Here is a 26,505-nt window from a genome sequence, read left to right on the forward strand (position 1 = left end):
TCTCGCGCCGGCCGACCGTTCGCTCCCTGCATCGGTCATCCGTTGAGGGCGCGCAGATGATCACGCAGCCCGATCCCGTACGACGTGGGAGTGCCGTCGTAGTTGGAAATCAGGGAGGGACCGGAGGAGCAGTCCCAGGTGTTCCAGGTCCAGCCGAGGTAGGAGAGCCCCCGGTCGTCGAACCACTTCATCGCGGTGTCGACGAAGCCGTGCGAGCAGGTGTTCTCACCGATCTCCCCCGCCACGAGCGGGACCTGGGCCGCCACCGGGGCGAGCGTCGAGTTCCAGCAGCTCTCACTCGCGCAGGTGTTGAAGTTGTAGGTGTGGAAGGCCGCGACGAGATTGCCCGTCGGATCACTGGGCCGGTACGTCAGCCACTGGCTGAGGTCGTTGGAGTACGCGAGCCCGCCGGCCAGGATCAGGTTCTTGGCGCCGGTGCCGCGTACCGCGTCGACCAGGTCCTGCATCCCGGCGACCTCGTAGCCGATGCCCGGGCAGCTGCCGCCGTCCTTCCAGCAGGCCCACGCCTGCGCGGTGGTGGACGTCGCCCGGTCCGGGTAGGGCTCGTTGAACAGGTCGAACGCGACGGCCTGGTCGTCCTTGAAGGCACCGGCGACCGAGGCCCAGAAGGCCGGGGTGTACTGCGCGTCCGGCATCGGCTTCTGGCAGGTGGCGTGCACGTCGGAGCAGCCCGCCGAGTTCCCGGTGTACTGCCCGTAGCTCCAGTGCAGTTCGACGAGTGGGGTCATGCCGTGCGCCTCGACCTTGGCCACCAGATCCTTGACAGCGGCGATGTAGTTGGCGCCCGCGTACTCGGGTTTGATGTTGGACAGGCCGAGCCAGCACTCCTCGTTCAGCGGAATGCGGACCGTGTTGGCCTTCCAGTCGGCGATCGCCTTCACCGAGGCGTCGTCGACCGGGCCGTCGAAGAAGCCGTATCCCTGGACGCACATGAACTCGCCGCCGGAGCGGTTGACGCCGAGCAGGCGGCGGGTTCTGCCGTCGGCGTCGACGAGCTTGTTCCCGGAGACGTGCAGCTTGGGCGCCGCGCCGGCCGGGGGCGGCTCTGTCGGGGTCGGCGAGGGTTCCGCATCCACGTTGCACGTCGTCCCGTTGAGCCTGAACGTCGTGGGTACGGCGTTGCTCCCCGACCACGAGGCGAGGAACCCGGCGCTGACACTGGCCCCCGAGCCCAGCGAGCCGTTCCAGCTCTCGTTGGAGGCGGTGACCGTGGTGGCGGACTGGGACCACTTGGCGTTCCAGCCCTGGCTGACTTTCTGGCCGCCCGCGAAGTCGAAGGTGAGACTCCAACTACTCAGCGCTGCCATGTTGTTGGTGATTTTCACGGCGCCCTGGAAGCCGGTGTCCCACTGGCTCGTGACGGAGTAGTCCACCGTGCACGCGGGTGCGGCTCCTGAAGCCGTGACGACCGGCGCGATCGCGGTGCCCACGAGGGCGACCGCGGCGCCGACCACTAAAAGACCTGAACGCGGAGGGTGTCGCATGAGCGACTCCTTGCAGCTCGGGCGCGTCGTGGCTGACGCGTCGACTGATGGAACCGCTCCCACTGGTGCGGATGAAGCTAGCGCCAAGTGTCGGTAAAGGACAGAGGTGTCGCAGTGTTGATCAATCGAACAATTTCGACTCTTCAAGCACCTTGACCCCTTCGACCCCCCTCCTCAATATGGGAGCGCTCCCACTGGTTCACAGCTTGTTGCTGCTCCGCCCCCACTTCTCCGAGCCGCAAGGAGGGACCAGCACATGCACCCCAGTCCCAGAAGGAGACACCGCGCACTTCTGTCCGGGCCGCGGCGGCTGTGGACCGCCGTGGTGACGGCCCTCGCCCTTCCACTCGCGACGCTCACCACCCTCACGACCGGCTCAACTCCCGCACAGGCAGCGGTAGTTCAGTGCAGTGTCGACTACAAGACCAATGACTGGGGCTCCGGCTTCACCGCGGACCTCACCCTCACCAACCGGGGCACGGACCCGATCAACGGCTGGACCCTGACGTACGACTACACGGGCAACCAGACGCTGACGAGCGGCTGGAACGGCACCTGGTCGCAGTCCGGCAGGACGGTCACCGCGAAGAACGCGTCCTGGAACGGGACGATCGCCGCCGGGGCCGCGGTCTCCACCGGCGCGCAGTTCACCTACAGCGGCACCAACACGGCACCCGCCTCCTTCGCCGTCAACGGCACCACCTGCACCGGCGCCCACCAGCCGCCGATCACCGTGCTGACCAGTCCGGCCGCGGGCGCGGTCTACACGCAGGGCGACGCGGTTGGGCTGGCCGCGACCGCGGCGGCCGCCGACAACGCGACGATCGGCAAGGTCGAGTTCTACGACGACACGACCCTGCTGGGAACGGACACCAGCTCCCCGTACACACTGTCGACCTCCAGCTTGGCCGTGGGCAGTCATTCGCTGGTGGCCAAGGCGTACGACAGCCTGGGCGCGTCGGCGGCGTCCACACCGGTCGGCATCACGGTCGCCGCGGGTCCCGCCGTGGTGGCCTCGCCGGCCCAACTCGGCGTGCAGCAGTCGAAGTCGGGCACGTTCGCGGTGCGACTTTCGAAACAACCGGCCGCGAACGTGACGGTGACGACCACTCGCACGGACGGCAACACGGGTCTGTCCGTCACCGGCGGCGCCTCGCTCACCTTCACCCCGTCCACCTGGAACACGGCGCAGAACGTGACCGTCACCGCCGATGCCTCGGGGACCGGCGCCGCGACCTTCACCGCCGCGGCGACCGGGTACGCCAAGGCGACGGTCACGGTGACGGAGCTGGCCGCGTCGAAGACGTACGACGCCCGTTTCCTGGACCTCTACGGCAGGATCACCAACCCGGCGAACGGCTATTTCTCCCCCGAGGGCATCCCCTACCACTCGGTGGAGACGCTGATCGTCGAGGCGCCGGACCAGGGTCATGAGACGACGTCGGAGGCGTACAGCTATCTGATCTGGCTGCAGGCGATGTACGGGAAGGTCACCGGCGACTGGTCCAAGTTCAACGCCGCGTGGACGACCATGGAGACATACATGATCCCCACCCACGCCGACCAGCCGACGAACTCCTTCTACAACGCCTCGAAGCCCGCGACCTACGCGCCGGAGCTCGACACCCCGAACGAGTACCCGGCCAGGCTCGACACGGGCGTCTCCGTCGGTTCGGACCCGATCGCGGGCGAGCTGAAGAGCGCGTACGGCACGGACGACGTCTACGGCATGCACTGGCTGCAGGACGTCGACAACGTCTACGGCTACGGCGACGAGCCGGGCAAGTGCGAGGCCGGACCGACCGCGACCGGACCGTCGTACATCAACACCTTCCAGCGCGGCGCCCAGGAGTCGGTGTGGGAGACCGTGCCGCAGCCGACCTGCGACGCCTTCAAGTACGGCTCCACGAACGGGTACTTGGACCTCTTCACCGGGGACTCCTCGTACGCGAGGCAGTGGAAGTACACCGACGCGCCGGACGCCGACGCGCGGGCGGTGCAGGCGGCCTACTGGGCCGACGTCTGGGCCAAGGCGCAGGGCAAGGGCGGTGATGTGTCCACGACCGTCGGCAAGGCGGCGAAGATGGGCGACTATCTGCGCTACGCCATGTACGACAAGTACTTCAAGAAGATCGGCAACTGTGTCGGCCCGTCGACCTGCGCGGCCGGCACCGGCAAGGACGCCTCGCACTATCTGCTCTCCTGGTACTACGCCTGGGGCGGCGCCACCGACGCCTCGGCGGGCTGGGCCTGGCGCATCGGCTCCAGCCATGTCCACGGCGGCTACCAGAACCCGCTGGCCGCGTACGCGCTCAGCTCGTACGCCGACCTGAAGCCCAAGTCCTCGACCGGGGCGGCCGATTGGGGTACCTCGCTGACCCGGCAGCTGGAGTTCTACCGCTGGCTGCAGTCCAGCGAGGGCGCCATCGCGGGCGGCGCGACCAACAGCTGGGCGGGCCGTTACGCGACCCCGCCGGCCGGGACGCCGACCTTCTACGGCATGTACTACGACCAGCAGCCGGTGTACCACGACCCGCCGTCCAACCAGTGGTTCGGCTTTCAGGCCTGGTCCATGGAGCGGGTCGCCGAGTACTACCAGCAGACGGGGAACGCGAGCGCGAAGGCGATCCTCGACAAGTGGGTCTCCTGGGCGCTGTCCAAGACCACGATCAACCCGGACGGCACCTACCGGATCCCCTCCACGCTCCAGTGGTCCGGCGCGCCGGACACCTGGAACGCGTCGAGTCCCGGAGCCAACACGGGACTTCACGTCACCGTCGCCGACTACACCAACGACGTCGGTGTGGCGGCCGCGTACGCCAAGACCCTGTCGTACTACGCCGCCAAGTCCGGCAACGCCCAGGCGAAGACGACGGCGAAGGCCCTCCTCGACGGCATGTGGAGCAACTACCAGGACAGCCTGGGCATCGCCGTCCCGGAGACCCGCGCGGACTACAACCGCTTCGACGACACGGTCTACGTCCCGAGCGGCTGGAGCGGCACGATGCCGAACGGCGACACGATCAACTCCACCTCGACCTTCACCTCGCTCAGGTCCTTCTACAAGAACGACCCGAACTGGTCGAAGATCCAGGCCTATCTGGCGGGCGGAGCCGCGCCCTCCTTCACGTACCACCGGTTCTGGGCCCAGGCGGACATCGCCCTGGCCATGGGCTCGTACGCGGAGCTACTCGAATAGTCCCCGCCAAGCGCTCCGCGGGTCGGGCGGTAGGTGAGCTGCGGGCCGGTTGTGGCTGGTCGCGCAGTTCCCCGCGCCCCTGAAGGGGCGCGGTAGCTCGCCGCGCTTCACCGGAACCACTTGAAAGCTCCGCGTGCGCGGTCTCGTCACCCGACGACGAGGCCACCTGGCCGGGCGGCCCTCACCCGCACTGGGGGCCGCCCGGTAGCCGTGCCCTCCTTCAGAGAGGACCCCACCGTGCGAAGAACCCGCATCCTCACGGCCGTACTGGCCCTCGCCGCCGGCCTACTGACGGGCGGCCCGTCCGCCCTCGCCGCGAACACCCCGACAACGACGCTCGCCGCCGACACGTACACCTGGAAGAACGCCCGGATCGACGGCGGCGGCTTCGTCCCCGGCATCGTCTTCAACCGTTCCGAGAAGAACCTCGCCTATGCCCGTACGGACATCGGCGGCGCCTACCGCTGGCAGGAGTCGACGAAGACCTGGACCCCGCTCACGGACTCGGTCGGCTGGGACCGGTGGGGCCACACCGGGGTGGTCAGCCTCGCGTCCGACTCCGTCGACCCGAACAAGGTGTACGCGGCGGTCGGCACGTACACGAACAGCTGGGACCCCGGCAACGGCGCCGTGCTGCGCTCCGCCGACCGGGGCGCGAGCTGGCAGCGGACCGATCTGCCCTTCAAGCTGGGCGGGAACATGCCGGGCCGGGGCATGGGCGAGCGCCTGGCGATCGACCCCAACAAGAACAGCGTGCTGTACCTCGGCGCGCCGAGCGGCAAGGGCCTGTGGCGGTCCACGGACTCGGGCGTCACCTGGTCGCAGGTGACCGGCTTCCCGAACGTCGGCAACTACGTGCAGGACGCGACCGACACCAGTGGCTACGCCTCCGACAACCAGGGGATCGTCTGGGTCACCTTCGACGAGTCCACGGGCACCTCCGGAAGCACCACACGGACGATCTACGTCGGGGTCGCCGACAAGGACAACGCGGTCTACCGCTCGACGGACGGCGGCGCGACCTGGTCCCGGCTCGCCGGGCAGCCCACCGGTTACCTCGCCCACAAGGGCGTCCTCGACGCCACGAACGGCTACCTCTACCTCGCCTACAGCGACAAGGGCGGCCCGTACGACGGCGGCAAGGGCCAGCTGTGGCGGTACGCCACGAAGACCGGGACCTGGACGAACATCAGCCCGGTCGCGGAGGCCGACACCTACTACGGCTTCAGCGGTCTGACCGTCGACCGGCAGCACCCCGGCACGGTGATGACGACGGCGTACAGCTCCTGGTGGCCGGACACCCAGATCTTCCGCTCCACCGACAGCGGCGGCACCTGGACGAAGGCCTGGGACTACACCTCGTACCCGAACCGCTCGAACCGCTACACGATGGATGTGTCGTCCGTGCCCTGGCTGACCTTCGGCGCGAACCCCTCACCGCCCGAACAGACCCCCAAACTCGGCTGGATGACCGAGGGGTTCGAGATCGACCCGTTCAACTCCGCCCGGATGATGTACGGAACGGGCGCGACGGTCTACGGCACCGAGAACCTCACCAACTGGGACAGCGGCGGCCGGTTCACGATACGGCCGATGGTCCAGGGCCTGGAGGAGACGGCCGTCAACGACCTCGCCGCTCCCCCCTCCGGGGCCACCCTCCTCAGCGCCCTCGGCGACATCGGCGGCTTCCGGCACACCGATCTCACCAAGGTGCCGTCGATGATGTACACCTCGCCGAACCTCACCACGACGACGAGCCTCGACTACGCCGAGACCAACCCGAACACGGTGGTGCGGGTCGGCAACCTCGACTCGGGTCCGCATGTCGCCTTCTCGACGGACAACGGCGCCAACTGGTTCGCGGGCGCCGACCCTTCGGGCGTCAGCGGCGGCGGTACGGTCGCGTCCGCGTCCGACGGCAGCCGCTTCGTGTGGAGCCCGGTGGGCGCGGGCGTGCAGTACACGACCGGATTCGGTACGTCGTGGTCGGCGTCCGGCGGTATCCCCGCGGGCGCGATCGTGGAGTCGGACCGGGTCGACCCGAAGACCTTCTACGGCTTCAAGTCCGGCAGGTTCTACGTGAGTTCGGACGGCGGCGCCACCTTCACCGCCTCCGCCGCCGGCGGTCTGCCGAGCGGTGACAGCGTGCGTTTCAAGGCGCTGCCCGGTACCAAGGGCGACATCTGGCTGGCGGGCGGCGCGAGCGACGGCGCGTACGGACTGTGGCACTCCACGGACGGCGGCGTGAGCTTCACCAGGCTGTCGAACGTCGACCAGGCCGACACCATCGGCTTCGGCAAGGCGGCGACCGGTGCCTCGTACCAGACGCTCTACACCAGCGCGAAGATCGGCGGAGTGCGCGGCATCTTCCGCTCGACGGACAAGGGCGCGAGCTGGACCCGCATCAACGACGACGCCCACCAGTGGGGTTGGACCGGCGGCGCGATCACGGGAGACCCGCGGATCTACGGGCGTGTGTACATCACGACCAACGGGCGCGGGATCATCTACGGCGACAGTTCGGACACCGGGGGCGGGGGTGGCGGTACGGATCCGACGCCCCCGCCGACGGGCGCCTGCGCCGTGACGTACCGGATCACCAACCAGTGGTCGGGCGGCTTCCAGGCGGACGTGGCACTCGCCAACACCGGTACCACCGCCTGGAACACCTGGTCCCTGAGCTGGCCCTTCACGGACGGACAGCAGATCACCCAGGCGTGGAACGCCGACGTCACCCAGTCGGGGACGACGGTCACTGCGAAGAACCTGACCTGGAACGCGAACGTGGCGGCGGGTTCATCGGTGAGCTTCGGCTTCACGGGCAGCTGGACGGGTGCGAACACCAAACCCACCACCTTCAAGCTGGGAGATCAGGCCTGCTCGGTGAGTTGACGACGGGTGGGGGCGCGAGTCACGCGCCCCCACTTCGTACGGCATGCGGGCCCACTGATCGAGGCTCCTTTTATTGAACGTTCACATTTCATTACGGTTTCATCACTCTCTCCTCGCTACTCTCACACTTCCCTTACCTCCCCCGTTACGGTCATCTCTCCATGAACCACTCAGGGGGACGTATGTCGCACAACCAGCCGCCGATGCCCGAACAGCCGGGCTGGGCACCCGTACCGCCGCAGCCGCCGACGACAGCTCGGCCGCGGTGGGCGCGTAAGCGGGTAGCCATACCCGCCGCGATCGTTCTGCTGTTCGTCGGTGTCGGCATCGGCTCATCGGGCAGCGACCAGAAGGCGACGGCGAGCGACAAACCGACGCCCAAGGTGACCGTCACGAAGGCGGCCGAGGCGAAGCCCGCTCCGACGGTGACGGTCACGAAGACCGCGAAGCCGAAGGCGACACCGAAGGCGACACCGAAGGCGACACCGAAGGCGACACCGAAGGCGACACCGAAGAAGGCAGCAACGACTTCGGACGACGTGGCCGCGGACGGCAAGGTCGTGTTCAAAGTCTGGGGATCGGCCCCGTCCGGAACGGACATCACCTACGGCAGCGACAGCGACAGTCGTCAGGGGTCCGGTCTGCCGATGACGAAGACCCTGACCGCGGACGCGGATGCCATGTACTTCCAGGTGACCGCCCAGTTGCAGGGGGGCGGCGACATCAACTGTTCGGTGACGGTGGATGGTCAGACCAAGAAGGGGCACGCGTCCGGCGGCTACAACATCTGCTCCGCGCAGCTGAGCAGCGACTTTTTCGGCGGCTGGAGCTAGCAGGGTCAGCACCGCGCCCCGCCCGCCATGGAGAGCGGGGCGCTGCCGCGTCTTCGGCCGGAGCGCGGCGCGCCGTCACAATGCGGCACAGCGTTCGTTACCCGTTCACGAGTGGTCCACCACGATCCGCCTGCACCTGCATCACCCTGGGGAAAACCATGCGTTTCCACATCATCAGTGCCGCCGTGCTGTGTGCCGCCGCCGGCGCGCTCGTCGGCTGCAATCCGGACACGACCGGCCACGCGCGGGCCGACTCCACACCCACCGCATCGGCCACTGGGGCCACTGGGGCCAAGGAGACGACGGACGACAAGCCGACCGAAGCCGAGCGGAAGGCGGTGCCGCACTTCGTCGGCATGGGCCTTCAGTCGGCACAGGACGCGGCGCAGGCAGCGGGCTTCTACGCGCTCACGTCGCATGACGCGCTCGGCCGCGATCGGCTCCAGGTGTTCGACCGGAACTGGAAGGTGTGTGGCCAGAACTACGAGGCGGGCAAGACGATCCCGATCAGCACGCGGCTCGACTTCGCAGCAGTGAAGCTCGCGGAGAGCTGCCCTGCCAAGGACGAGAAGGCGCCCGAGGCCGCCCAGGGCACGATGCCGGACTTCGGGGGCAAGTCCGTGAAGGCGGCCCGAGCCGCCCTGGACCCGAGCACGTCGCTCACCGTCAACGACGCTTCGGGCTCTGGTCGCTGGATTCTGGTGGAGAGCAACTGGAAGGTGTGCGCGCAGTCGCCGTCCACGGGCACGGCGCTCAAGGGGCAGCCGGTGACACTGAACGCGGTCAAGTTCGAGGAGACGTGCCCGTAGAAGAGGCAGCCCGCGCGCAGGACCGACTGCCACTGCCCCCGCCACCACACCGGGCTTCGTGTCAGCCGAGGAAAGCGTTGAACAGCCCGTTCTTCGCCTCATCGGCGGTGAGCTGCACAGTGCCCCGGTGGGAGACCTCGACCTTGTAGAAGTCTTTCCCCTCGGGCACGCCGTCGAACGTGCCGGGGTCGGCCCTGAGGGGGCGGGCGGCGGGGTGCCGGGCAACGGCGGCAGGATGTTCGTCGTTATCCCTCCTGATCCCTCCGGTCAGCTGTCTACGAGGGGAAAATGGTGCGCGTCGGCGGCCGTCCCGAGGTGATGAACGGCCGCCTTTTCGTTCAGTTGTGGGCGCTGTCTACGCTGCTCAGGGCACGTACACCGTCGGCCGGGGTGCCGTCGCCATCCCGTTGCCGATGAAGAAGCTCGGGTGCGGTGGCTGGTTGTAGGCCGTGTTCTGCCAGGCCAGGGCCGTGCGGTACTGGGTGTCGTGGAGGAGGGTCGTGATCCTTGTGGTCGTCTCGTACGGGGTGGAGTAGATCCTGAGGGCCGTGTTGTCGGTCGTCGGCCAGACGACCTCCTCGCGCCAGTCTCCGAGGATGTCGCCCGACAGTGACGGAGTCGCCTTGGTGCTGTTGTTGGAGTGGACGCCCGAGCCGGTCAGCAGGCGGGGGTCGGACGAGGTGCCGTACTTGTCGATGTGGGTGTCGTCGAGGAGTTCGCGGACGGGGTCGCCGTCCCACCAGGACAGGAAGTTGATGCTGCCCGGCTTGCGGGTCGCCACCACCGTGCCCTGCGGGTTGCGGACGCCGTCGGCGTGCGAGGACCAGGACTCGGCGCCCGCGCTGCCCGCCCAGATGTCACCGGAGACGCCTCGGCCGTTGTCGCCGTCGGCCGCCGTGGACCAGAGGATCGCGCCCGTCCTGGCGTCCGCCATCCAGGACGCCGGTTTCGAGGAGTCCTCGTCGACCTTGAACTCCTCCAGGCCGGGGCGGGAAGGGTCGAGGTCGCCGACGTGCATGGCGTCCCCGTGCCCGTTCTTGGTGGTCCACAGGCCGTTGCCGTTGTCGTCCACGGCCATCGAGCCGTACACGATCTCGTCCTTGCCGTCCCCGTCGACGTCCGCGACCGACAACTGGTGGTTGCCCTGGCCGTCGTAGCCCTTGCCGCTGTTGGTCGAGGAGTTGGTGTCGAAGGTCCAGCGGCGGGTGAAGGCGCCGCCCCGCCAGTCCCAGGCGGCGATGACGGTACGGGTGTAGTAGCCGCGCGCCATGACGAGGGAGGGCCGGGAGCCGTCCAAGTAGGCCGTTCCCGCGAGGAATCGGTCGACGCGGTTGCCGTACGAGTCGCCCCAGGAGGAGACCGTGCCGCGCGCCGGGACGTAGTCGACGGTGCCCATGGCGGCGCCCGTCTGCCCGTTGAACATGGTCAGGTACTCGGGCCCGGACAGCACGTATCCGCTGGAGTTGCGGTAGTCGGCGGAGGAAGTGCCGATCACCGTGCCCCGGCCGTCCGTCGTCCCGTCCGCCGTCTTCATGGCGACCTCGGCCTGGCCGTCGCCGTCGTAGTCGTACACCTGGAACTGTGTGTAGTGCGCGCCCGAGCGGATGTTCCTGCCCAGGTCGATGCGCCAGAGGCGGGTGCCGTCGAGCCTGACGCCGTCGATGACGGTGTTGCCGGTGTAGCCGGACTGGGAGTTGTCCTTGGCGTTGGTGGGCTGCCACTTGAGGACGAAGTCGAGCTGGCCGTCCCCGTCGAGGTCGCCGACGGAGGCGTCGTTGGCCTCGTAGGTGTAGGCGACTCCGTCGGGCGTGGTGCCGCCCGCGGGCGGGGTGAGGGGCACGTCCTTGTATCCGGTACGGAACTGGACGGCGTGGACGGAGTCGGCCTGCTCGACGCCGTTCACGATCGCGCGGACCGTGTAGTCGGCCTGGGCGGGCGCCCCCGAGTGGAAGTAGTTCGTGGAGCCGGTGATCGGCGTCGGGTTGACCAACGTACCGGCCCGGTAGACGTTGAACGACACGTCGTTCGGGTCGGTGCCGATCCAGCGCCAGCTGACCAGGTTGCCGCTGTCGGTGTGGACACTGACGACGCCCCGGTCGAGGAACTCCACCTGCCGGGCCGTGGCCGCATGGGCCGTTCCGGTGCCGAGGGCGGTGAGCCCGGCGGCGATCAGGGCGGCCGAGGCCACCAGGGCCGAGCCGATGGCGCGTCTGCGGTGCTGCCTGTGCGGGTGCTGCACGATGGTTACCTCCTGGGAGGACAGACTGCTTCTGTTCCCTCAGTTGCCGCCGCAGGCAGCCGAGTTGCCGCCTTTCGGCAAGCATCCGCAAGCGCTCTCTACGCGTACAGGCAGGCCAGTGCCGCCACCGTGCGCGCGACGCGCTCCCGCAGTTCGGCGGGCTCCAGGACCTCGATCGCCGCTCCCAGTCCGAGGAATGCGTCGTGGGCCTGGCCGATGGACTCGATGGGGACGGTGGCATGTGTCCAACCATCCGTATCTGTATGGCCGTTGGCCTCGACGGCCCGAGCCGCCGGGCCGGTGAGAACGGTTCCCGGCGCGATCCGGATCAGGGCCTCGGCGCGGTGCAGCCGGTCGTGGAACTCCTGTTGGTACGCCGTCCAGTACGCGGCCAGGTCGAACGCCTTCGGGCGGCTGAACTCCTCTTCCATTGGGGTGAGTTCGAGAATCTGGTCGACGCGGAACGTGCGCGGACCAGGGCCCGCGACGACGTACCAGCGGCCCGCCTTCAGGACCAGGCCGTACGGCTCCAGGCGGCGCCGCACATCCGTGGGCTCACGCCAGCGGCGGTACAGGACGTGCAGCACCCGCGCGTTCCAGACGGCGTCGGCGACGGCGGGGAGGTACGGGGTGTCCTCGGCGTCCGCGTACCAGCCGGGAGCGTCCAGGTGGAAGCGGCCGCTGATCCGGTCGGCGTGCGTGCGCAGCTCGCGCGGGAGGGCGGCGCGCACCTTCAGCTGGGCGGCGGCCAGGACCGGGCCGAGGCCCAGCTCGGCGGCGGGGCCGGGGATGCCGGCGAGGAAGAGGGCCTCGGCCTCTCCCTCCGTGAGGCCGGTGAGACGGGTGCGGTAGCCGTCGAGGAGACGGTAGCCGCCGGCGTGCCCCGCGTCGCCGTACAGCGGGACGCCCGCCGCGCTCAGTGCCTCGACGTCCCGGTAGACCGTGCGCACCGAGACGTCGAGTTCCTCGGCGAGGTCGGCGGCGGTCATCCGGCCGCGGGTCTGGAGCAGCAGGAGGATCGAGACGAGTCGGCTGGACTTCACTGACACAGGATGTCAGTGAAGTCGGCCTAGCGTGCGCGTCATGGCTTCCACGACCTTGCCGAACTCCCCGAACGAACGGAACGAACGGAACGAACGGAACGAACGGAATGAACCGAACTCCTCGGACTTCAGGGAAAAACTGCTGACCGTGCCGCCGCCCATCGAGGTGGCGGGGCGACGGATCAAGCGCTACCACGTCACCGCGGACCCGGCCGGTATCGCACCCGACGTCGAGGCGGCGGCGTACGCGATGCTGCCGAAACTGCTGCCGGAGCCCGACGGCACACCGCCCGCGACCTTCGTCGTACTGCACCGGGGCGGCGACGACGGCGCCTACCTCAACGCGTACAGCTGGGTGTGGGACAACGTCCTGCACTTCCGCGGCGCGTCGGCGGGCCAGCCGGTCCTGGGCTGCCCGGACCGGGACCCCACGCACTTCATCACACCCGACCTCCCCTGGATCGGTTGCGTCTGGGAGCTGCCGCCGATCCTGCACGAACGCGACGCCTGGGTGCGGCACATGCTCGTGCCCGACGCCCCCGACCTCGACGCCTACCTTGCCGACTCCCTCCCCGAGGGCACGACCGGAGACCGCTCATGAGCAGCCCGCACGACTTCGACTTCTTCCACGGCGAGTGGGACGTCCGCCACAGGCGTCTGACCGACTTCCTCGACCCCGACGGCGGCTGGGAGGAGTTCGGGGCCACGAACCGCTGCTGGAGCCTGTTCGACGGGGCCGCGAACATCGACGAGATGACGGTGCCCGGTCAGGGCTGGCAGGGGCTCACCCTGCGGCTCTTCGACCCCGCGGCGCGGGCGTGGTCGCTGAACTGGTCGTCGAGCCGCAGCGGGAAGCTGTTTCCGCCGGTGGTGGGGCGGTTCGGGCCCGACGGGCGCGGTGAGTTCCACGGCGACGACACGCACGACGGCAAGGACGTGCGGGTGCGGTTCGTGTGGTCGGGGATCTCCCCGACCACGGCCCGCTGGGAGCAGGCCTTCTCCGTGGACGGGGAGAAGACGTGGGTGACCAACTGGGTCATGGAGTTCGTGCGGCGGGGATCTTCCTGAACGCGCGGAGCGTGAACCGCGGGTCGGGGCGCGGGACTTCCTGATCGGGCAGCGCTTCGAGCAGCGTGACGAAACGCTCGGCCAGCGGGTCGTCCGGGGCGATCCGGGTGAACCAGCCGCGGCGCAGGTCCGCCACGGTGCTGCGCGGGCTGCGGCCCTGACCGTGGCCCCGGAAACGGGCCCGCCCGGCCGGGGTGAGGCCGTGCTCCACGGCGTACGCCTCGACATCCTCGGCGCGGTCCCGGGCGGGGCGGCGCGGGCGGTCGGCGAGGACGGCGTCGATGTCGCTGCCCACGTCGTGCGCGGCGGCCTTGTCGACGGTGGTGACGTACACCCCGCCCGGGCGCAGCACCCGTGCGCACTCGGCGACGACGGCGCGGACGTCCTCGGTGCCGTCGACCAGATGGAGCAGCCAGACGCTGGTGACGGCGTCGAACGAGGTGTCGGGGAAGGGCAGTCGGCGGCTGTCGGCGCGGATCACCGCGCCCGGGAGCCGGGCCGCCGCCATCCGGGCCATGCCCTGCGCGGCGTCCGCGCCCGTCACCCGGAGTGCCGGGCGGGCGGCGGCGAGACGGCGCGTGACGATTCCGGTGCCGCAGGCGACGTCCAGCAGGGCCCGTACGTCGTCGGGGACGAGGCCGAGTACGGCGTCCGCGGCCGCGGCGGCTCTGGGCTCACCGCCCCTGGTGGCGTCGTACTCCTCCGCTTCCTTGTCGTAGTCGAGCATGCGGATCAGTGTGCGCCATGTCCCGGAGCGAGTGCCTCCACCCTGCGGGCGAGCTTGAGGTCGAGCTCGGTGACGGCGCCGCCGACGCTGTGGGTGTTCACGGTGAGGGAGATCGTGTTGTAGCCGAGGGTGAGGTCGGAGTGGTGGTCGAGTTCCTCCTGCACCTGGGCGATGTGTACGACCATCGCGGTCGCGGCGAAGTGGGAGGAGGTGGTAGGAGCGGGCGAGGCGGTCGCCGTCCAGCGACCAGCCGGGCAGCTCCGCGAGCTGCTCCTCGATCTCCTTCTGCGACAGGGGTCCGACGGGCATGACCTCGCTCCGTTCTTCGTACGGTGGGGATGCGGTGGGGGCTGTTGTTCAGCCTGCCACACTCCCCCGACCAGGGCTCTCCGACGCCCGTCCCGTCCCTGGGGGCTCCGCCCCCAAGAGCCCCGGTCGTCCGGCGTTCGTTCGGGGGCGTTCCTCGGTTACGGTCGGCGTATGCCCATCGTCGCGTCCAGTCCGAGCAGACCCTCGACCAACCCCGCAGGCAAGGGCATCGGCCCCCTGCTGCGCGACTGGCGAGAACGCCGCCGGGTCAGCCAGCTGGAGCTGGCGCTGCGCGCGGACTCCTCGGCCCGGCACATCAGCTTCATCGAGACCGGCCGCTCCCGTCCGAGCGAGGAGATGGTGCTGCGGCTCGCCGAACACCTCGACGTCCCCGTGCGGGAACGCAACGCGCTGCTCCTGGCGGCCGGCTACGCGCCCCACTACCCGGAGACCCCGCTCGACGCCCCGTCGATGGACGCCCTGCGCCAGGGCGTGGAGTGGCTGATCCAGGGCTACGAGCCCTACCCGGCCCTGGTGGTCGACGCCACGTACACCGTGCTCGCCGCCAACAGGGGCATCGCGATGCTCCTGGAGGGCGTCCCCGAGTCGCTGCTCGTGCCGCCGCTGAACGCGATGCGGCTGACCCTCCACCCGGAGGGCCTGGCGCCCCGCATCCGCAACCACCGCGAGTGGCGGGACCACCTGCTCGCGCAGATGGAGCGGCAGATCGCCCTGGACCGCTCCGAGCCGCTGCGCGAGCTGTACGAGGAGGTGGCCGCGTACCCCGTTCCGGACGTGGCCGCCGAGCCGGCCGGGGAGACGGCCGACGCACCGGTGACCCCGTACTTCGCGCTGCCCCTGCGGATCGAGCACGACGGGCGCGTCCTGTCCTTCGTCTCCTCCATCTCCACCTTCAACACCCCCATGGACGTCACGGTCGCCGAGCTGGCCATCGAGACCTTTCTGCCCGCGGACCCGGCCACGGTCAAATACCTTCAGTCACTGATGCCTTGACGGAGCGTCGTCGATCCGTTTGAGTGGAGCCTTCGGCGCTTGGGGAGGGCGTGGCGTGAGTGAGCGGCGGGCAGCGCCCACCGTGGGCCAGGTGGTGCTCGGGCGACGGTTGCAGGAATTGCGGGAGGCCACGGGCCTCAGGCGTGAGGAGGCCGCGCGTGTGCTGCGCGTCGCCCCGGCGACCGTGCGGCGGATGGAGATGGCCGAGGTCTCCCTCAAGATCCCGTACCTCCAGGTGCTGCTGACGACGTACGGCGTGGCGGACACCGAGGTGGCCGCCTTCGTGGCGCTGGCCGAGGAGGCGAACCAGCCGGGCTGGTGGCAGCGGTTCCACGATGTGCTGCCGGACTGGTTCAGCATGCATGTCAGCCTGGAGGGCGCCGCCCGGATGATCCGGTCGTACGAGCCGCACTTCGTGCCCGGGCTGCTGCAGACCGAGGAGTACGCGCGCGCCGTGCTGGAGGCCGGGACGGTCGGGCAGACGGGACCCGAGGCCATCGAGCGGCATGTGACGCTGCGCATGACCCGGCAGAAGCTGCTGCTGAGCCGAAGACACCGGCCGCACCTCTGGGTGATCATGGACGAGACCGCGCTGCGGCGGCCGGTGAGCATCCGGGGCGAGGTCATGCGGGACCAGATGGACCGGCTGCTGCGGGAGATGGAGAGCGAGGACATCACCGTCCAGGTCGCGGAGTACGCGAGCGGCCCGCACCCGGGCACGTACACCTCCTTCGCCCTGTTCCGCTTCGCCGAGCCCGAGCTGCCCGACATGGTCTACAGCGAGTACCTGACCGGTGCGGTCTACCTCGACTCCCGGCACGAGGTGGCCATGCATCTGGAGGTACTGGACCACATGTCGGCCCACGCCGCCTCGGTGCCCCGTACGAAGGAGATCCTGCGGGAGGTCCGGGACTCCTACTGAGCCCGGCGGGCGATCCTGCCGCGCCCACCGGGCACACTCCGGCCGGGCCCATGAAGGGACTGCTACGCCTCGCCGCCCCTCGCCTCCCCGTCCTCGCCCTCGTCCTCGTCCACGATCTCGGCGTCCACCACGCCCTCCGCCGCCGCCGCGTGCTCGGCCGCGCCCGGCTCGTCCCGGGGTGCCTCCTGGGCCTGTGCGTACATGGCCTGGCCCATCTGCTGGCTGACGGCGGCCAGCTTCTCCACTCCGGTCCGCAGGGCGGTGGTGTCGGTGTCGGATTCCGCCAGGAGGCGCTTGAGGTCGGCGATCGCGGACTCCACCTCCGGCCTCGTCCCGGGCGGGATGCGCTCGTCGTTGTCGCGCAGGAACTTCTCGGTCTGGTAGACGAGTTGCTCGGCCTGGTTGCGGGTCTCGGCGGCCTCACGGCGCGCACGGTCCTCGTCGGCGTACTGCTCGGCCTCGCGCATCATGCGGTCGATGTCGTCCTTGGGCAGCGCGGAGCCGCCGGTGACGGTCATCTTCTGCTCGCGCCCGGTGGCGAGGTCCTTCGCGGAGACGTGCATGATGCCGTTGGCGTCGATGTCGAAGGCGACCTCGATCTGCGGGACCCCGCGCGGCGCGGGCGGCAGCCCGGTGAGGTCGAAGACGCCGAGCTTCTTGTTGTACGCGGCGATCTCGCGTTCGCCCTGGTAGACCTGGATGCCGACCGACGGCTGGTTGTCGGTGGCCGTGGTGAAGATCTCCGAGCGCCGGGTCGGGATCGTCGTGTTGCGCTCGATGAGCCTGGTCATGATGCCGCCCTTGGTCTCGATGCCGAGGGACAGCGGGGTGACGTCGAGAAGCAGGACGTCCTTCACGTCCCCCCGGATGACACCCGCCTGGAGAGCCGCGCCGAGCGCCACGACCTCGTCCGGGTTGACGCCCTTGTGCGGCTCCTTGCCGGTGAGCTCCTTGACCAGGTCCGTGACCGCGGGCATCCGGGTCGAACCGCCGACCAGGATGACGTGGTCGATCACGGCGAGCTTGACGCCCGCGTCCTTGACCGCCTGGTGGAAGGGCTGCTTGCAGCGGTCGAGCAGGTCGGCGGTCAGCTCCTGGAACTGGGCCCGTGTCAGTCTCTCTTCGAGGTGCAGGGGGCCGTCGGCGGTGGCGGTGACGTAGGGCAGGTTGACGGTGGTCTCGGTGGAGCTGGACAGTTCGACCTTGGCCTTCTCGGCGCCCTCGCGCAGCCGCTGCAGCGCCATCTTGTCGTGCCCGAGGTCGATGCCGTGGGCGCTCTTGAAGCGCTGCGCGAGGTGTTCGACGATCCGCTGGTCCCAGTCGTCGCCGCCGAGCCGGGTGTCGCCGTTGGTGGCCTTGACCTCGATGACGCCGTCGCCGATCTCCAGGAGCGAGACGTCGAAGGTGCCGCCGCCCAGGTCGAAGACGAGGACGGTCTGCTCCTCGCCCCGGTCGAGCCCGTACGCCAGCGCGGCGGCGGTCGGCTCGTTGACGATCCGCAGCACCTTCAGGCCCGCGATCTCGCCCGCCTCCTTGGTGGCCTGGCGCTGGGCGTCGTCGAAGTAGGCCGGCACGGTGATCACGGCGTCCGTGACGTCCTCGCCGAGGTAGGCCTCCGCGTCCCGCTTCAGCTTCTGCAGCACGCGCGCCGACAGCTCCTGGGCGCGGTAGCGGGTGCCGTCCACGGTGCCGTTCTCCGGGAAACGCCAGCTCGCGTCGCCCATATGACGCTTGACCGAGCGCGCGGTGCGCTCCACGTTCGTCACGGCCTGCCGCTTGGCGACCTCGCCCACGAGCACCTCGCCGTTCTTGGCGAAAGCCACCACGGAGGGGGTGGTGCGCGCGCCCTCCGCGTTGGTCACCACGGTGGGGTCGCCGCCTTCGAGCAGGGCCACCACCGAGTTCGTCGTACCGAGGTCGATCCCGACCGCACGTGCCATGTCCGTCCCCTTCCGCCAGGGCGCTGCCCACCTCCAAGCACAAAACTTGAGTGCGTTCTTGTCAATGGGGCGGGCGTGTCAAGGGGAGGGGCGTGCCGAGGCGGCCCGGACATGACGGCGCCGCGGGCCCTGCGCGGGGACCGCGGCGCCGTACTGCTCCCGGACGTCAGGCCAGCTTGGCCGAGAGGGTGATCGTCGTACCCGTCAGCGCCGCGCTGACCGGGCAGTTCTTCTTCGCGTCCTCGGCCGCCGCGACGAAGCCGTCGTTGTCGAGGCCCGGCACCGTGCCCTCGACGGTGAGGTGGATGCCGGTGATGCCCTCGCCGGGCTGGAAGGTGACGTCGGCGTTGGTGAGGAGCTTGGTGGGCGGGGTGCCGGCGCCCGCGAGGGCGTGCGACAGCGCCATGGAGAAGCAGCTGGAGTGGGCGGCGGCGATCAGCTCCTCGGGGCTGGTCCTGCCGTTGGCGTCCTGCGCCCGCGACGCCCACGTCACCGGCTGCTGGCCGATGCCGGAGGAGTCGAAGGTGACGACGCCGTTGCCCTCGAGCAGGTTGCCTTCCCACACGGTGTGTGCGGTGCGCGTGGTTGCCACGATGAATCCCTTCGATGAGGTCCCGTTTTCGGGGTCCGTGCGCCCCATCCGATCACACCCGCACGCGACTTACCCAGAATGACGGCTCACCGGGACCGCGAAGAAGGTTCCCCGCTGCCGCGAAGGCCGTTCACCGCACCCGGAAGACCGGTCCACGCGCCGTGAAGGGGAGCCGGGCGCCCTGCGGAATGAGATAGGCGTGCTCGCGCCGCACCCGCAGCACGTCGCACCAGCCGTCCGTGATGACCAGCACCGGCGCGCCCGGCGGGAAGTCGTCCGCGCGCTGCAGCAGATCGATGCCGGGCTGCAGCACCGTACCGCCGCGCCCGTGCACCCGTACCCGACCGGCGATCTCGGTGACCGGAAGATAGCCCGCGTCGTGCGGCGCCGCGTCACAGAACACCACCCGCGCGGCCGGTACGTCCCGGGCCTCGGCGTACGAGGCGATGGCGCCCAGCGCCTTGCCGAGCAGCGTGCGTTCCATGGAGCCGGAGGTGTCGAGGACGACGCCGAAGGTGCAGCGGGCGATCTCCTCGGGCGGGAAGTAGCGCCCCGCTCGCGGGATGTCGGGGGTCGAGGCCTGGCGCCGCGAGGGGCGCGCGTAGGTCCGTACGGGCTCGGGGCGGGGCACGAACTCGTCGAACCAGCGGGCCAGTCGGGCGTCCCAGGGCAGCGGCGGGTGGTTGAGGGCGCGGATCTCCTCGACCAGCCCGCCCGGCAGATAGCCGCGCTGCTGCTGCTCGTGCAGGTCGAAGCCCTGGCTCAGACCACGCCGGTAGAACTCGTCCAGGTCCACATAGTCGCGCGGGGAGCCGAGCGGGCCGCCGAGGATGTCGCCCACGCCCTTGCCGCGCAGGGTGGACAGCCGGCGCATCCGGCGCAGGTCCCTCGCGATCCGGTCGTACACCTCCTCCGCCGACAGATCCTTCAACTCCGCGTCGTACAGCAGCCCTTCGGGCATCGTGCCGACCTGCATCTCGCACAGCCAGCCGTTGATGACGTAGTCGGCGGCGATGTTGAACAGGTACGGGTCGCGGGTGCCGCAGCGGTCGCCGTGGCGCAGGGCGGCGTGCAGCATCTCGTGGGCGAGGACGAAGCGCCATTCCTCGTCCTCGAACCGGCGCAGCGGGTTGACGTAGATCTCGCCGGCCTCCGCGTTCACGGCCGCGACGGAGATGTCGTACGCGCGGGCCAGTTCGGCGTCGGCGACCAGGGTGATGCCGGCCGCGATGCCGCCGAGCAGCGGGTAGGAGGAGATGAACCAGCTCAGCGCCCGCTCCCACGGCTGCAGCCGGGTGGGCCCGCCGCGCATCGAGCCGCGGCGGCCACCGGCCACGTCCATCGCCGTGGCCACGGTGCGGGTCAGGGCGTGCGCGAAGTTGAGCTGCCAGTCAGGGGCCTGGCCGCCCTTCCAGGTGTCCCACGGCACCAGCAGCTGGTCCGGTTCACCGCCGGCCGTACCGCAGCGCTCGTACGGGGCCGGAATTCCCTCGCGCCGCCAGCGGGCGGCGAGCTGCTCCTCGTCGCCGTCGGGGTACGACGGCGGCAGGTCCTCGGGGGTGAGGCCGATGGGGAAGCCGAGCAGGAAGCGGTTGACGACGGCGCAGCGGGCGGCGAGGTCGTGGCGGTCGGGCTGGTCGCGCATCTTCGGCGCCGCCGGGACATGGCCGAAGCCCAGGTGGATGATGGCGTGCGCGACCGCCCAGGCCCACTCCACGGGTTCGGCGCGGCGGGTGGGGTGGATGTGCAGCACTCCGTTGGAGTCGACGCGGACGAGTCCGTCGCGGGGTGAGTCGGGGCAGTCCTCCTGGCGGCAGGTGCTGAAGCCGATGGCGGCCAGCGCCCGGTTGGCGCGTACCAGCCGCATCCCCTCCGCGAACGCCTCCGCCGCCAGGTCCTTCTTCGGCTGTCCCTTACTGCGGCTCGGGGTACGGCTCACTGGCGCGCCTCCACCAGCCGGGGCATGTCGCGGGCCGCCTCGACCAGGAACCAGGCGGGCAGGAGGGGGTTGCCGTCGGTGTCGGGGGCGATGACGCTCTGCGCGACCTCCACGGAGATCTCGGCGAGCTGCACGAGCAGCGACTTGGCGCGGTACGCGGTCTGCTGCCCGCTTGCCGAGAGGTGCTCCTTGCTGGCGGGCAGCTCCTTGACGAGCCGGCCCCGGAAGGATTCGGCGAGGTAGTACAGGAGGTCGCGGTCCTCGGGGCGGTGCGGCCAGCGGGCGTCGCCCTTGACGATGGCCTCGATGCCGAACTGGCTGCGCACGATCTTGGCGTAGCCGCAGAACGCGACGGCGTGCGTCGGCGTCAGCGTGCCGTGCGCGATCACCTTCAGGGTCGGCTCGTCGAGGGACGGCCCGAAGGAGTGCAGCGCGTCGGAGAGCATGTGCCAGGAGCGGGGCGTGGAGAACGGCTCCTCGGTCTTCGGCGGCTTGGACCACAGGTGGTCGGGCCGGTCGGTGAGGTGGTCCACGACCCAGGGGTGGATGCCGTTGGCGGCGGCCCAGCCGAGCCAGTCCTTGGAGGAGGCCTCCAGGTGCACATGCGTGAGGCGGTTGATCAGCGCGGAGGCGATCGGGCGGGCCAGCGCGTTGTCCGTGGCGCGGTTGCCCGCGCCGATCACGATCGAGCCCTTCGGCAGTTCGTAGTTGCCGATACGGCGGTCCAGGATCAGCGAATAGAACGCCTTCTGCACATCCGGGGTCGCCGCGTTCAGCTCGTCCAGGAAGAGGCAGTACGGCTCGTCGCGGGCGATCGCCTCCGGCGGGCAGAACACGGACCGCCCGTCGCGGATCTGCGGCACCCCGATGAGGTCCTCGGGCGCGAGCTGGGTGCCGAGCAGGCTGACACACTCCAGTCCCAGGGACTCGGCGAACTCCCGCACCAGGGAGGACTTTCCGATGCCGGGTGCGCCCCAGAGAAAGACCGGCCGCACGGTCGCGAGGCCGAGCAGCAGTTCCGGTATACGGGCGGGGGTGACAGTGACGACTGCCTGCACGCGCGACATCCTCGGGGTCGACAAGGGCCCGCGGACACGCGGTGCTCCATGCGAACAGTGTGTGCGCGAGGCGCGTCGACCGCAGCCCATTTTCCGCCGCGCCGCGCCGGTCCGGCCCCGGTGGCTCAGGCGGCCCGCTCGTCCGCGGGTGCCACCAGTGGCACTTGGGGACCGTCGCACTCGCGCAGCCAGCGTCGCAGTACGCGGTGCACCTGCTCGGCGCCCACGAGGCCGGCGTCGTCCTCGACCGGCACGGACAGCGCCACCGGCGACAGCAGGAAGGGGCGTGCCTGGGCCCCGCCGAGTCCGCCGTGCGAGCCGATCTGCTCCTCGAAGGCGAGGACTTCGCCCTCCTTCGGGTCGTACCAGGAATTGACCATGATGTCGGCGACGTGCGGGAAGGAGTGCGTACGCCGTACGGCGTCGGCGGCGCCGGGGCCGAAGTCGGCGAGCGGCCCCGGGTGTGTGTCGTCCAGCTTGTCGACCGGCACCTCTGCGCCGTTCGCGCCCAGCACGAGTCCGCCGTACTCCTCGCTGCGGACCAGCACGAAGCCGACGCCGGGGTGGTTGGCGAGGGTGGACAGCAGCGCGGGGTGGCGGCGGTCTATCTCCTCGCGGCTCATCCGGTGCGGCACGTCCGGGAAGGAGACGAGGCCGAGGTTGCCGGAGGCCAGCACGATGGGCTCGGAGCGGCGCGAGGGGCGGTGGCGCTCGCCGCGCTCCTCGACGGGCCTGCGCAGCGCGGCCCGGACCGCCGCCCGTGCCTCGGTGCCGCTGTGCGTGTGCTGCGCCTTCCGCGGCACGGGCAGGCCGCAGCCGGCCCGGACCAGGTTGCCGAGGCTGAGGCCGTAGCGGGTCAGGAAGGTCTCGCCGGGGCTCTGGCCGTGGTCGGACAGTACGACGATCCGGTACGGCCGTGGGGCGTGCTCGGCGACCTTGGCGATCAGGGCCAGGGACCGGTCGAGGCGCTGCAGGACCTTCTCGGCGTCCCGGCTGCGCGGCCCGGAGTGGTGCGCCACCTCGTCGTAGGCCACCAGGTCCGCGTAGACCGCGTTGCGTCCGGCGAGCATGTCGCCGATCACCGCGGCGACGACGACGTCCCGCTCGACGACGGTCGCGAAGGCGCGGACCAGGGGGTACAGCCCGCCGCGCCCGACGCGTGGCCGCCGCTTCTTCAGCAGGGCCCAACCGGACTGGCCCATCTCGCGGAGGACCTCGGCCAGGAAGGACATGGCCGTACGGACGGCGTTGGCGGGGTCGCTGAAGTACGCGAAGTAGCCCGCGCGGGAGCGGTTCTCCCGGCCCCTTCTCGCGGCCATGGACAGGACGAGGGCCAGTTGGTCGGCGCCGCCGCTGAAGAGGTTGCCGCGGCTGGCGCCGTCGACGGTGAGCAGTCCCCCGTCACCGGTGTGCTCGATGGCCCGGCGCTGGAGTTCGGCGGCGCTGGAGGGCCGGTTGCACACCATGACCTCGTGCGTGTCCTTCTCGTACCACCGGAAGGCCGGCACGTCGTGGTTGCTGCCGTGCAGGATGCCGAGCTGGCTGGCGCCGGTCTGACTGGACCAGTCGGTGCGCCAGGGGGTGAGCCGGTGGGTGGGGCAGCCGCTCCTGGCGGGGCGGGCGTTCTCGGCGGGGCGGCCGCCGTTCATGAAGCTGCCGGTCCGCGAAGGGCTGTCGAGCCACTGCGCGACGGTGGGCATGAGCCCCTTGCCGACCGCCTCCTCCAGCACGTCGTGACCCACGCCGTCGAGCTGGAGGAAGACGGCGGCGGGGGTCGAGGGCCCGGCCTGCCCGTCGCCGCGTCTGCGGCGCCGGTCGGCGAGGCGGTAGAGCCGTCGCCGGTAGGCGTCGTCGTCCCGGACGGCGAGGGCACCCCCGGTGGCCGAGGCGACCGCGGACATCACGGCGGCGACGACCACGGCGGTCTCGGGCCCGGCCTCGCCCTGTCCGGAGGGGGTGATGCGCAGGGCGACCAGCAGCAAGGACCCGTTCAGGAAGAAGACGAGCAGACCGAGCACGAGCGCGGGCACCAGGAGCAGCGCGCGTACGAGCAACGGCCACACGAGCGACGACAGCAGACCGAAGACGGCCGCGCCGACCCCCGCCGTGACCGCGATCCGCGTGGCGCTTTCCCCGTCGCCCGCCTGCAGCTGGAAGTCGGGCAGCGCACCGGCGAGGACGAGCATCGTGACCGTGGACACGGCCCACACCGCGATGCTCCGCCACACTCCGCTGAGCATCCGCCGCCAACGCCCGCCGCCCACGCCCCGTCCACCTCACGTCCTGGCCCGCCCGGTGCGCGAGGCCTCCTCCCACCCTGTCACAACGGTCGAGCGGGCCGATGTGTCCCCCCGTACCCGTGTTCTGGATCACGGTGCGGCGGGATTCACGGTTCAGCGGCCGTCGTACCCCGCGGTCGGCATCGACAGCCGGCGGTGGACCCGGGCCTTCATCTGTGCGTCGTACGACGGTTCCGCGCAGCCCACCGTCTCGATCCGTACGCCGCGGCGGGCGCACTCGGCGGTGAACTCGTCGACGGACGCGAGGGCGCGCTCCAGGACCCGGTGGCTCGGCGCGACGAACAGGTCGACGAGTCCCGCCTCGACGTCCGCCCACAGGGTGCGGTGGTCGGGACGCAGTCCCCGGACCAGGAGCTCGCGGGTGACGACGTACCCGCGCTCGGCGGCCCAGCGGGCGCACATCGCGTGCTGGCTGCGGGAGTCGACGAGAAAGGGGTCCGCCTCCAGTTCCTCCAGGGGCGTCAGGCTCGCGATGGCCGTGACGCGGACCGACGGAGGTCCCCCTTGCGCGAGCGAAGCCGAGAACTCGGGGGGCGGCACGGCGGAGGCGCTGCGCGCGTGTCCCATGGCGTCCCCCTCACCTCCGGGTTTCGTCGCCGACCCTACTCCTGCACGTAGGCTCGGGGGGAGTCGCACGGAGGAGGCAAAGAAGTGCCGGTGGAGATCACCTGGTGGGGACACGCCACTTGCACGCTGGAGGACTCCGGTACACGCGTCCTCACCGACCCGCTCTTCGCGCGCCGGCTCGCGCACCTGCGGCGCAGGCGCGGGGCGCCGCCCCCTCCCGAAGCCGCGGTCGCGGACGTGGCGCTGGTCTCGCATCTGCACGCCGACCATCTGCATGTGCCCTCCCTGCGGCGGCTCGCGCCGGGCACGCTGCTGCTGGTGCCCACGGGGGCGCCGCGGGTGGTGCCCGCCCTGCGCGGGCTGGACCATCTGCGGCTCGTCGAGGTGGCACCCGGGGACCGGACTCAGGTCGGTGACCTGGTGGTACGTACGGTGTCGGCACGGCACGACGGACGCCGGCTGCCGGTCGGACCGCACCGCTCCCCCGCGCTGGGCTTCGTGGTCGAGGGCGAGGCGCGGACCTATTTCGCCGGGGACACCGGGCTGTTCGAGTCGATGGCCGAGGAGGTCGGACCGGTCGACGTGGCACTGCTGCCGGTCGGCGGATGGGGGCCGTTCCTCGGGGAGGGGCACCTGGACGCGGGCCGGGCCGCCGAGGCACTGGCCCAGCTGATGCCGAGGAGCGCGGTGCCGGTGCACTACGGCACGTACTGGCCCATCGGGATGGATGGCGTGCGCCCCCATGAATTCCATGCGCCGGGCGATGAGTTCGTGCGCCTGGCCGCCGAGCGTGCGCCCCAGGTGGCGGTGCACCGGCTCGACCAGGGCGAGAGCGTACGGCCGGAGGTCGCGCGGTGATACCCCTGACCGCCGCGGGCGCGACCCCGGTGATAGTCCTGTCCGCCAGGAGCAGTGCCCCGGCGGTGTTCCTGTCCGCCACCGGTGCGGCCGTGACGCCGGAGACCACCCAGCAGGCGATCGGCTATCCGTCGCTGTTCGTGCTGGTGCTGATCGGCGCGCTGGTGCCGGTGGTGCCGACGGGTGCGCTGGTCAGTTCGGCGGCCGTGGTGGCCTTTCACCAGACGACGCCGTTCGCGCTGCTGGTGGTCTTCGTGGTGGGCTCGCTGGCGGCGTTCCTGGGCGATGTGGCGCTCTACTGGCTGGGCCGGCGGGGCATGGGCTCCAAGAACGGCTCGCGCTGGCTGGAGGCGATCCGTGTCCGTGCCCCGGAGGACCGTCTCGCCCAGGCCCAGGAGAAGTTGGACGACCACGGCGTCGCCGTCCTCGTCCTGTCCCGCCTCGTCCCGGCGGGCCGCATCCCGGTGATGCTCGCCTGTCTGCTGGCGAAGATGCCCCTGCGCACCTTCGCCCGCGGCGACATCCCCGCCTGCCTGGCCTGGGCGGCCACCTACCAGGTCATCGGCATCCTCGGCGGCTCCCTCTTCGACGAGCCGTGGGAGGGAGTGGTGGCGGCGGTCGTGCTGACGCTGGCGATCAGTGTGGCGCCGGGGGTGTGGCGGAGGGTGCGCGGAACCGCGCCCCGCTAGGG

At 70.5% G+C, this 26,505-nt stretch carries 20 protein-coding genes and 1 pseudogene; 10 read left to right on the forward strand and 11 right to left on the reverse strand.

Translation table 11 applies throughout. From position 1 onward, the window contains the following. Window positions 1-35: 35 nt before the first annotated feature. Window positions 36-1,505, reverse strand: coding sequence for a cellulase family glycosylhydrolase (locus tag RV986_RS09845; protein ID WP_475917032.1), 1,470 nt, complete (start codon window positions 1,503-1,505; stop codon window positions 36-38). Window positions 1,506-1,761: 256 nt separating this feature from the next. Between RV986_RS09845 and RV986_RS09850 the strand changes: the two genes are divergently transcribed. The 4 genes from RV986_RS09850 to RV986_RS09865 all read left to right on the forward strand — a co-directional run bounded on the left by RV986_RS09850 (window position 1,762) and on the right by RV986_RS09865 (window position 9,238). Further along, window positions 1,762-4,704, forward strand: coding sequence for a glycoside hydrolase family 48 protein (locus RV986_RS09850; RefSeq protein WP_475917033.1), 2,943 nt, complete (start codon window positions 1,762-1,764; stop codon window positions 4,702-4,704). Window positions 4,705-4,941: 237 nt separating this feature from the next. Next, the gene (locus RV986_RS09855; RefSeq protein ID WP_475917034.1) at window positions 4,942-7,596 is read left to right on the forward strand and encodes a cellulose binding domain-containing protein; all 2,655 of its coding nucleotides are present in this window, start codon (window positions 4,942-4,944) and stop codon (window positions 7,594-7,596) included. A gap of 182 nt (window positions 7,597-7,778) precedes the next feature. Further along, window positions 7,779-8,429: a hypothetical protein gene (locus RV986_RS09860; protein WP_475917035.1), complete on the forward strand. Its 651-nt coding sequence runs from the start codon at window positions 7,779-7,781 to the stop codon at window positions 8,427-8,429. A gap of 158 nt (window positions 8,430-8,587) precedes the next feature. After that, window positions 8,588-9,238 (forward strand): PASTA domain-containing protein, encoded by a 651-nt coding sequence (locus tag RV986_RS09865; protein WP_475917036.1) that lies wholly within the window; start codon window positions 8,588-8,590, stop codon window positions 9,236-9,238. A 364-nt stretch (window positions 9,239-9,602) separates the two neighbouring features. Here the strand turns inward: RV986_RS09865 and RV986_RS09870 are convergent, their stop codons facing one another. Together RV986_RS09870 and RV986_RS09875 are read right to left on the reverse strand one after the other, a co-directional pair. After that, window positions 9,603-11,477, reverse strand: coding sequence for a rhamnogalacturonan lyase (locus tag RV986_RS09870; RefSeq protein WP_475917037.1), 1,875 nt, complete (start codon window positions 11,475-11,477; stop codon window positions 9,603-9,605). 98 nt (window positions 11,478-11,575) lie between these two features. Then, the gene (locus tag RV986_RS09875) at window positions 11,576-12,520 is read right to left on the reverse strand and encodes a helix-turn-helix transcriptional regulator (protein WP_475917038.1); all 945 of its coding nucleotides are present in this window, start codon (window positions 12,518-12,520) and stop codon (window positions 11,576-11,578) included. A gap of 148 nt (window positions 12,521-12,668) precedes the next feature. Between RV986_RS09875 and RV986_RS09880 the strand changes: the two genes are divergently transcribed. Continuing rightward, window positions 12,669-13,121: a hypothetical protein gene (locus RV986_RS09880; protein WP_179436813.1), complete on the forward strand. Its 453-nt coding sequence runs from the start codon at window positions 12,669-12,671 to the stop codon at window positions 13,119-13,121. After that, window positions 13,118-13,588: a hypothetical protein gene (locus RV986_RS09885; RefSeq protein ID WP_475917039.1), complete on the forward strand. Its 471-nt coding sequence runs from the start codon at window positions 13,118-13,120 to the stop codon at window positions 13,586-13,588. The genes RV986_RS09880 and RV986_RS09885 overlap by 4 nt, the downstream gene beginning before the upstream one ends. Here RV986_RS09885 and RV986_RS09890 read toward each other — a convergent pair. Continuing rightward, window positions 13,557-14,315: a class I SAM-dependent methyltransferase gene (locus RV986_RS09890; protein WP_475917040.1), complete on the reverse strand. Its 759-nt coding sequence runs from the start codon at window positions 14,313-14,315 to the stop codon at window positions 13,557-13,559. The two genes, RV986_RS09885 and RV986_RS09890, sit on opposite strands and share 32 nt — an antisense overlap. Before the next feature lie 5 nt (window positions 14,316-14,320). After that, window positions 14,321-14,624: pseudogene (locus RV986_RS09895) on the reverse strand (4a-hydroxytetrahydrobiopterin dehydratase). A 171-nt stretch (window positions 14,625-14,795) separates the two neighbouring features. On the opposite strand from RV986_RS09895, the gene RV986_RS09900 reads away from it, so the two are divergent. Both RV986_RS09900 and RV986_RS09905 read left to right on the forward strand, forming a co-directional pair. Then, a complete protein-coding gene (locus RV986_RS09900; RefSeq protein WP_475917041.1) occupies window positions 14,796-15,638 on the forward strand; it encodes a helix-turn-helix domain-containing protein in 843 nt (280 codons plus the stop codon). A gap of 55 nt (window positions 15,639-15,693) precedes the next feature. Continuing rightward, window positions 15,694-16,560 (forward strand): helix-turn-helix domain-containing protein, encoded by an 867-nt coding sequence (locus tag RV986_RS09905; protein WP_475917042.1) that lies wholly within the window; start codon window positions 15,694-15,696, stop codon window positions 16,558-16,560. Window positions 16,561-16,622: 62 nt separating this feature from the next. On the opposite strand, the gene dnaK is transcribed toward RV986_RS09905, so the two are convergent. The 6 genes from dnaK to RV986_RS09935 all read right to left on the reverse strand — a co-directional run bounded on the left by dnaK (window position 16,623) and on the right by RV986_RS09935 (window position 24,956). Beyond that, a complete protein-coding gene (gene dnaK / locus RV986_RS09910) occupies window positions 16,623-18,500 on the reverse strand; it encodes a molecular chaperone DnaK (protein ID WP_475917043.1) in 1,878 nt (625 codons plus the stop codon). A gap of 166 nt (window positions 18,501-18,666) precedes the next feature. Beyond that, window positions 18,667-19,092 (reverse strand): OsmC family protein, encoded by a 426-nt coding sequence (locus tag RV986_RS09915; RefSeq protein ID WP_475917044.1) that lies wholly within the window; start codon window positions 19,090-19,092, stop codon window positions 18,667-18,669. A gap of 130 nt (window positions 19,093-19,222) precedes the next feature. Next, the gene (locus RV986_RS09920) at window positions 19,223-20,959 is read right to left on the reverse strand and encodes a vWA domain-containing protein (protein WP_475924237.1); all 1,737 of its coding nucleotides are present in this window, start codon (window positions 20,957-20,959) and stop codon (window positions 19,223-19,225) included. 68 nt (window positions 20,960-21,027) lie between these two features. Beyond that, entirely contained in the window at window positions 21,028-22,089 is a 1,062-nt protein-coding gene (locus RV986_RS09925) for an ATP-binding protein (protein WP_475917045.1), read from the reverse strand. A gap of 125 nt (window positions 22,090-22,214) precedes the next feature. Further along, window positions 22,215-24,329, reverse strand: coding sequence for a phage holin family protein (locus RV986_RS09930; RefSeq protein ID WP_475924238.1), 2,115 nt, complete (start codon window positions 24,327-24,329; stop codon window positions 22,215-22,217). 153 nt (window positions 24,330-24,482) lie between these two features. Further along, a complete protein-coding gene (locus RV986_RS09935) occupies window positions 24,483-24,956 on the reverse strand; it encodes a hypothetical protein (protein WP_475917046.1) in 474 nt (157 codons plus the stop codon). A gap of 84 nt (window positions 24,957-25,040) precedes the next feature. Here RV986_RS09935 and RV986_RS09940 point away from each other — a divergent pair, with 84 nt between their 5' ends. Beyond that, entirely contained in the window at window positions 25,041-25,814 is a 774-nt protein-coding gene (locus RV986_RS09940) for an MBL fold metallo-hydrolase (RefSeq protein WP_475917047.1), read from the forward strand. A 65-nt stretch (window positions 25,815-25,879) separates the two neighbouring features. Next, window positions 25,880-26,503 (forward strand): DedA family protein, encoded by a 624-nt coding sequence (locus tag RV986_RS09945; protein ID WP_475924239.1) that lies wholly within the window; start codon window positions 25,880-25,882, stop codon window positions 26,501-26,503. The last annotated feature ends 2 nt before the right edge of the window (window positions 26,504-26,505 follow it).

The organism is Streptomyces sp. RLA012 (assembly GCF_056270325.1).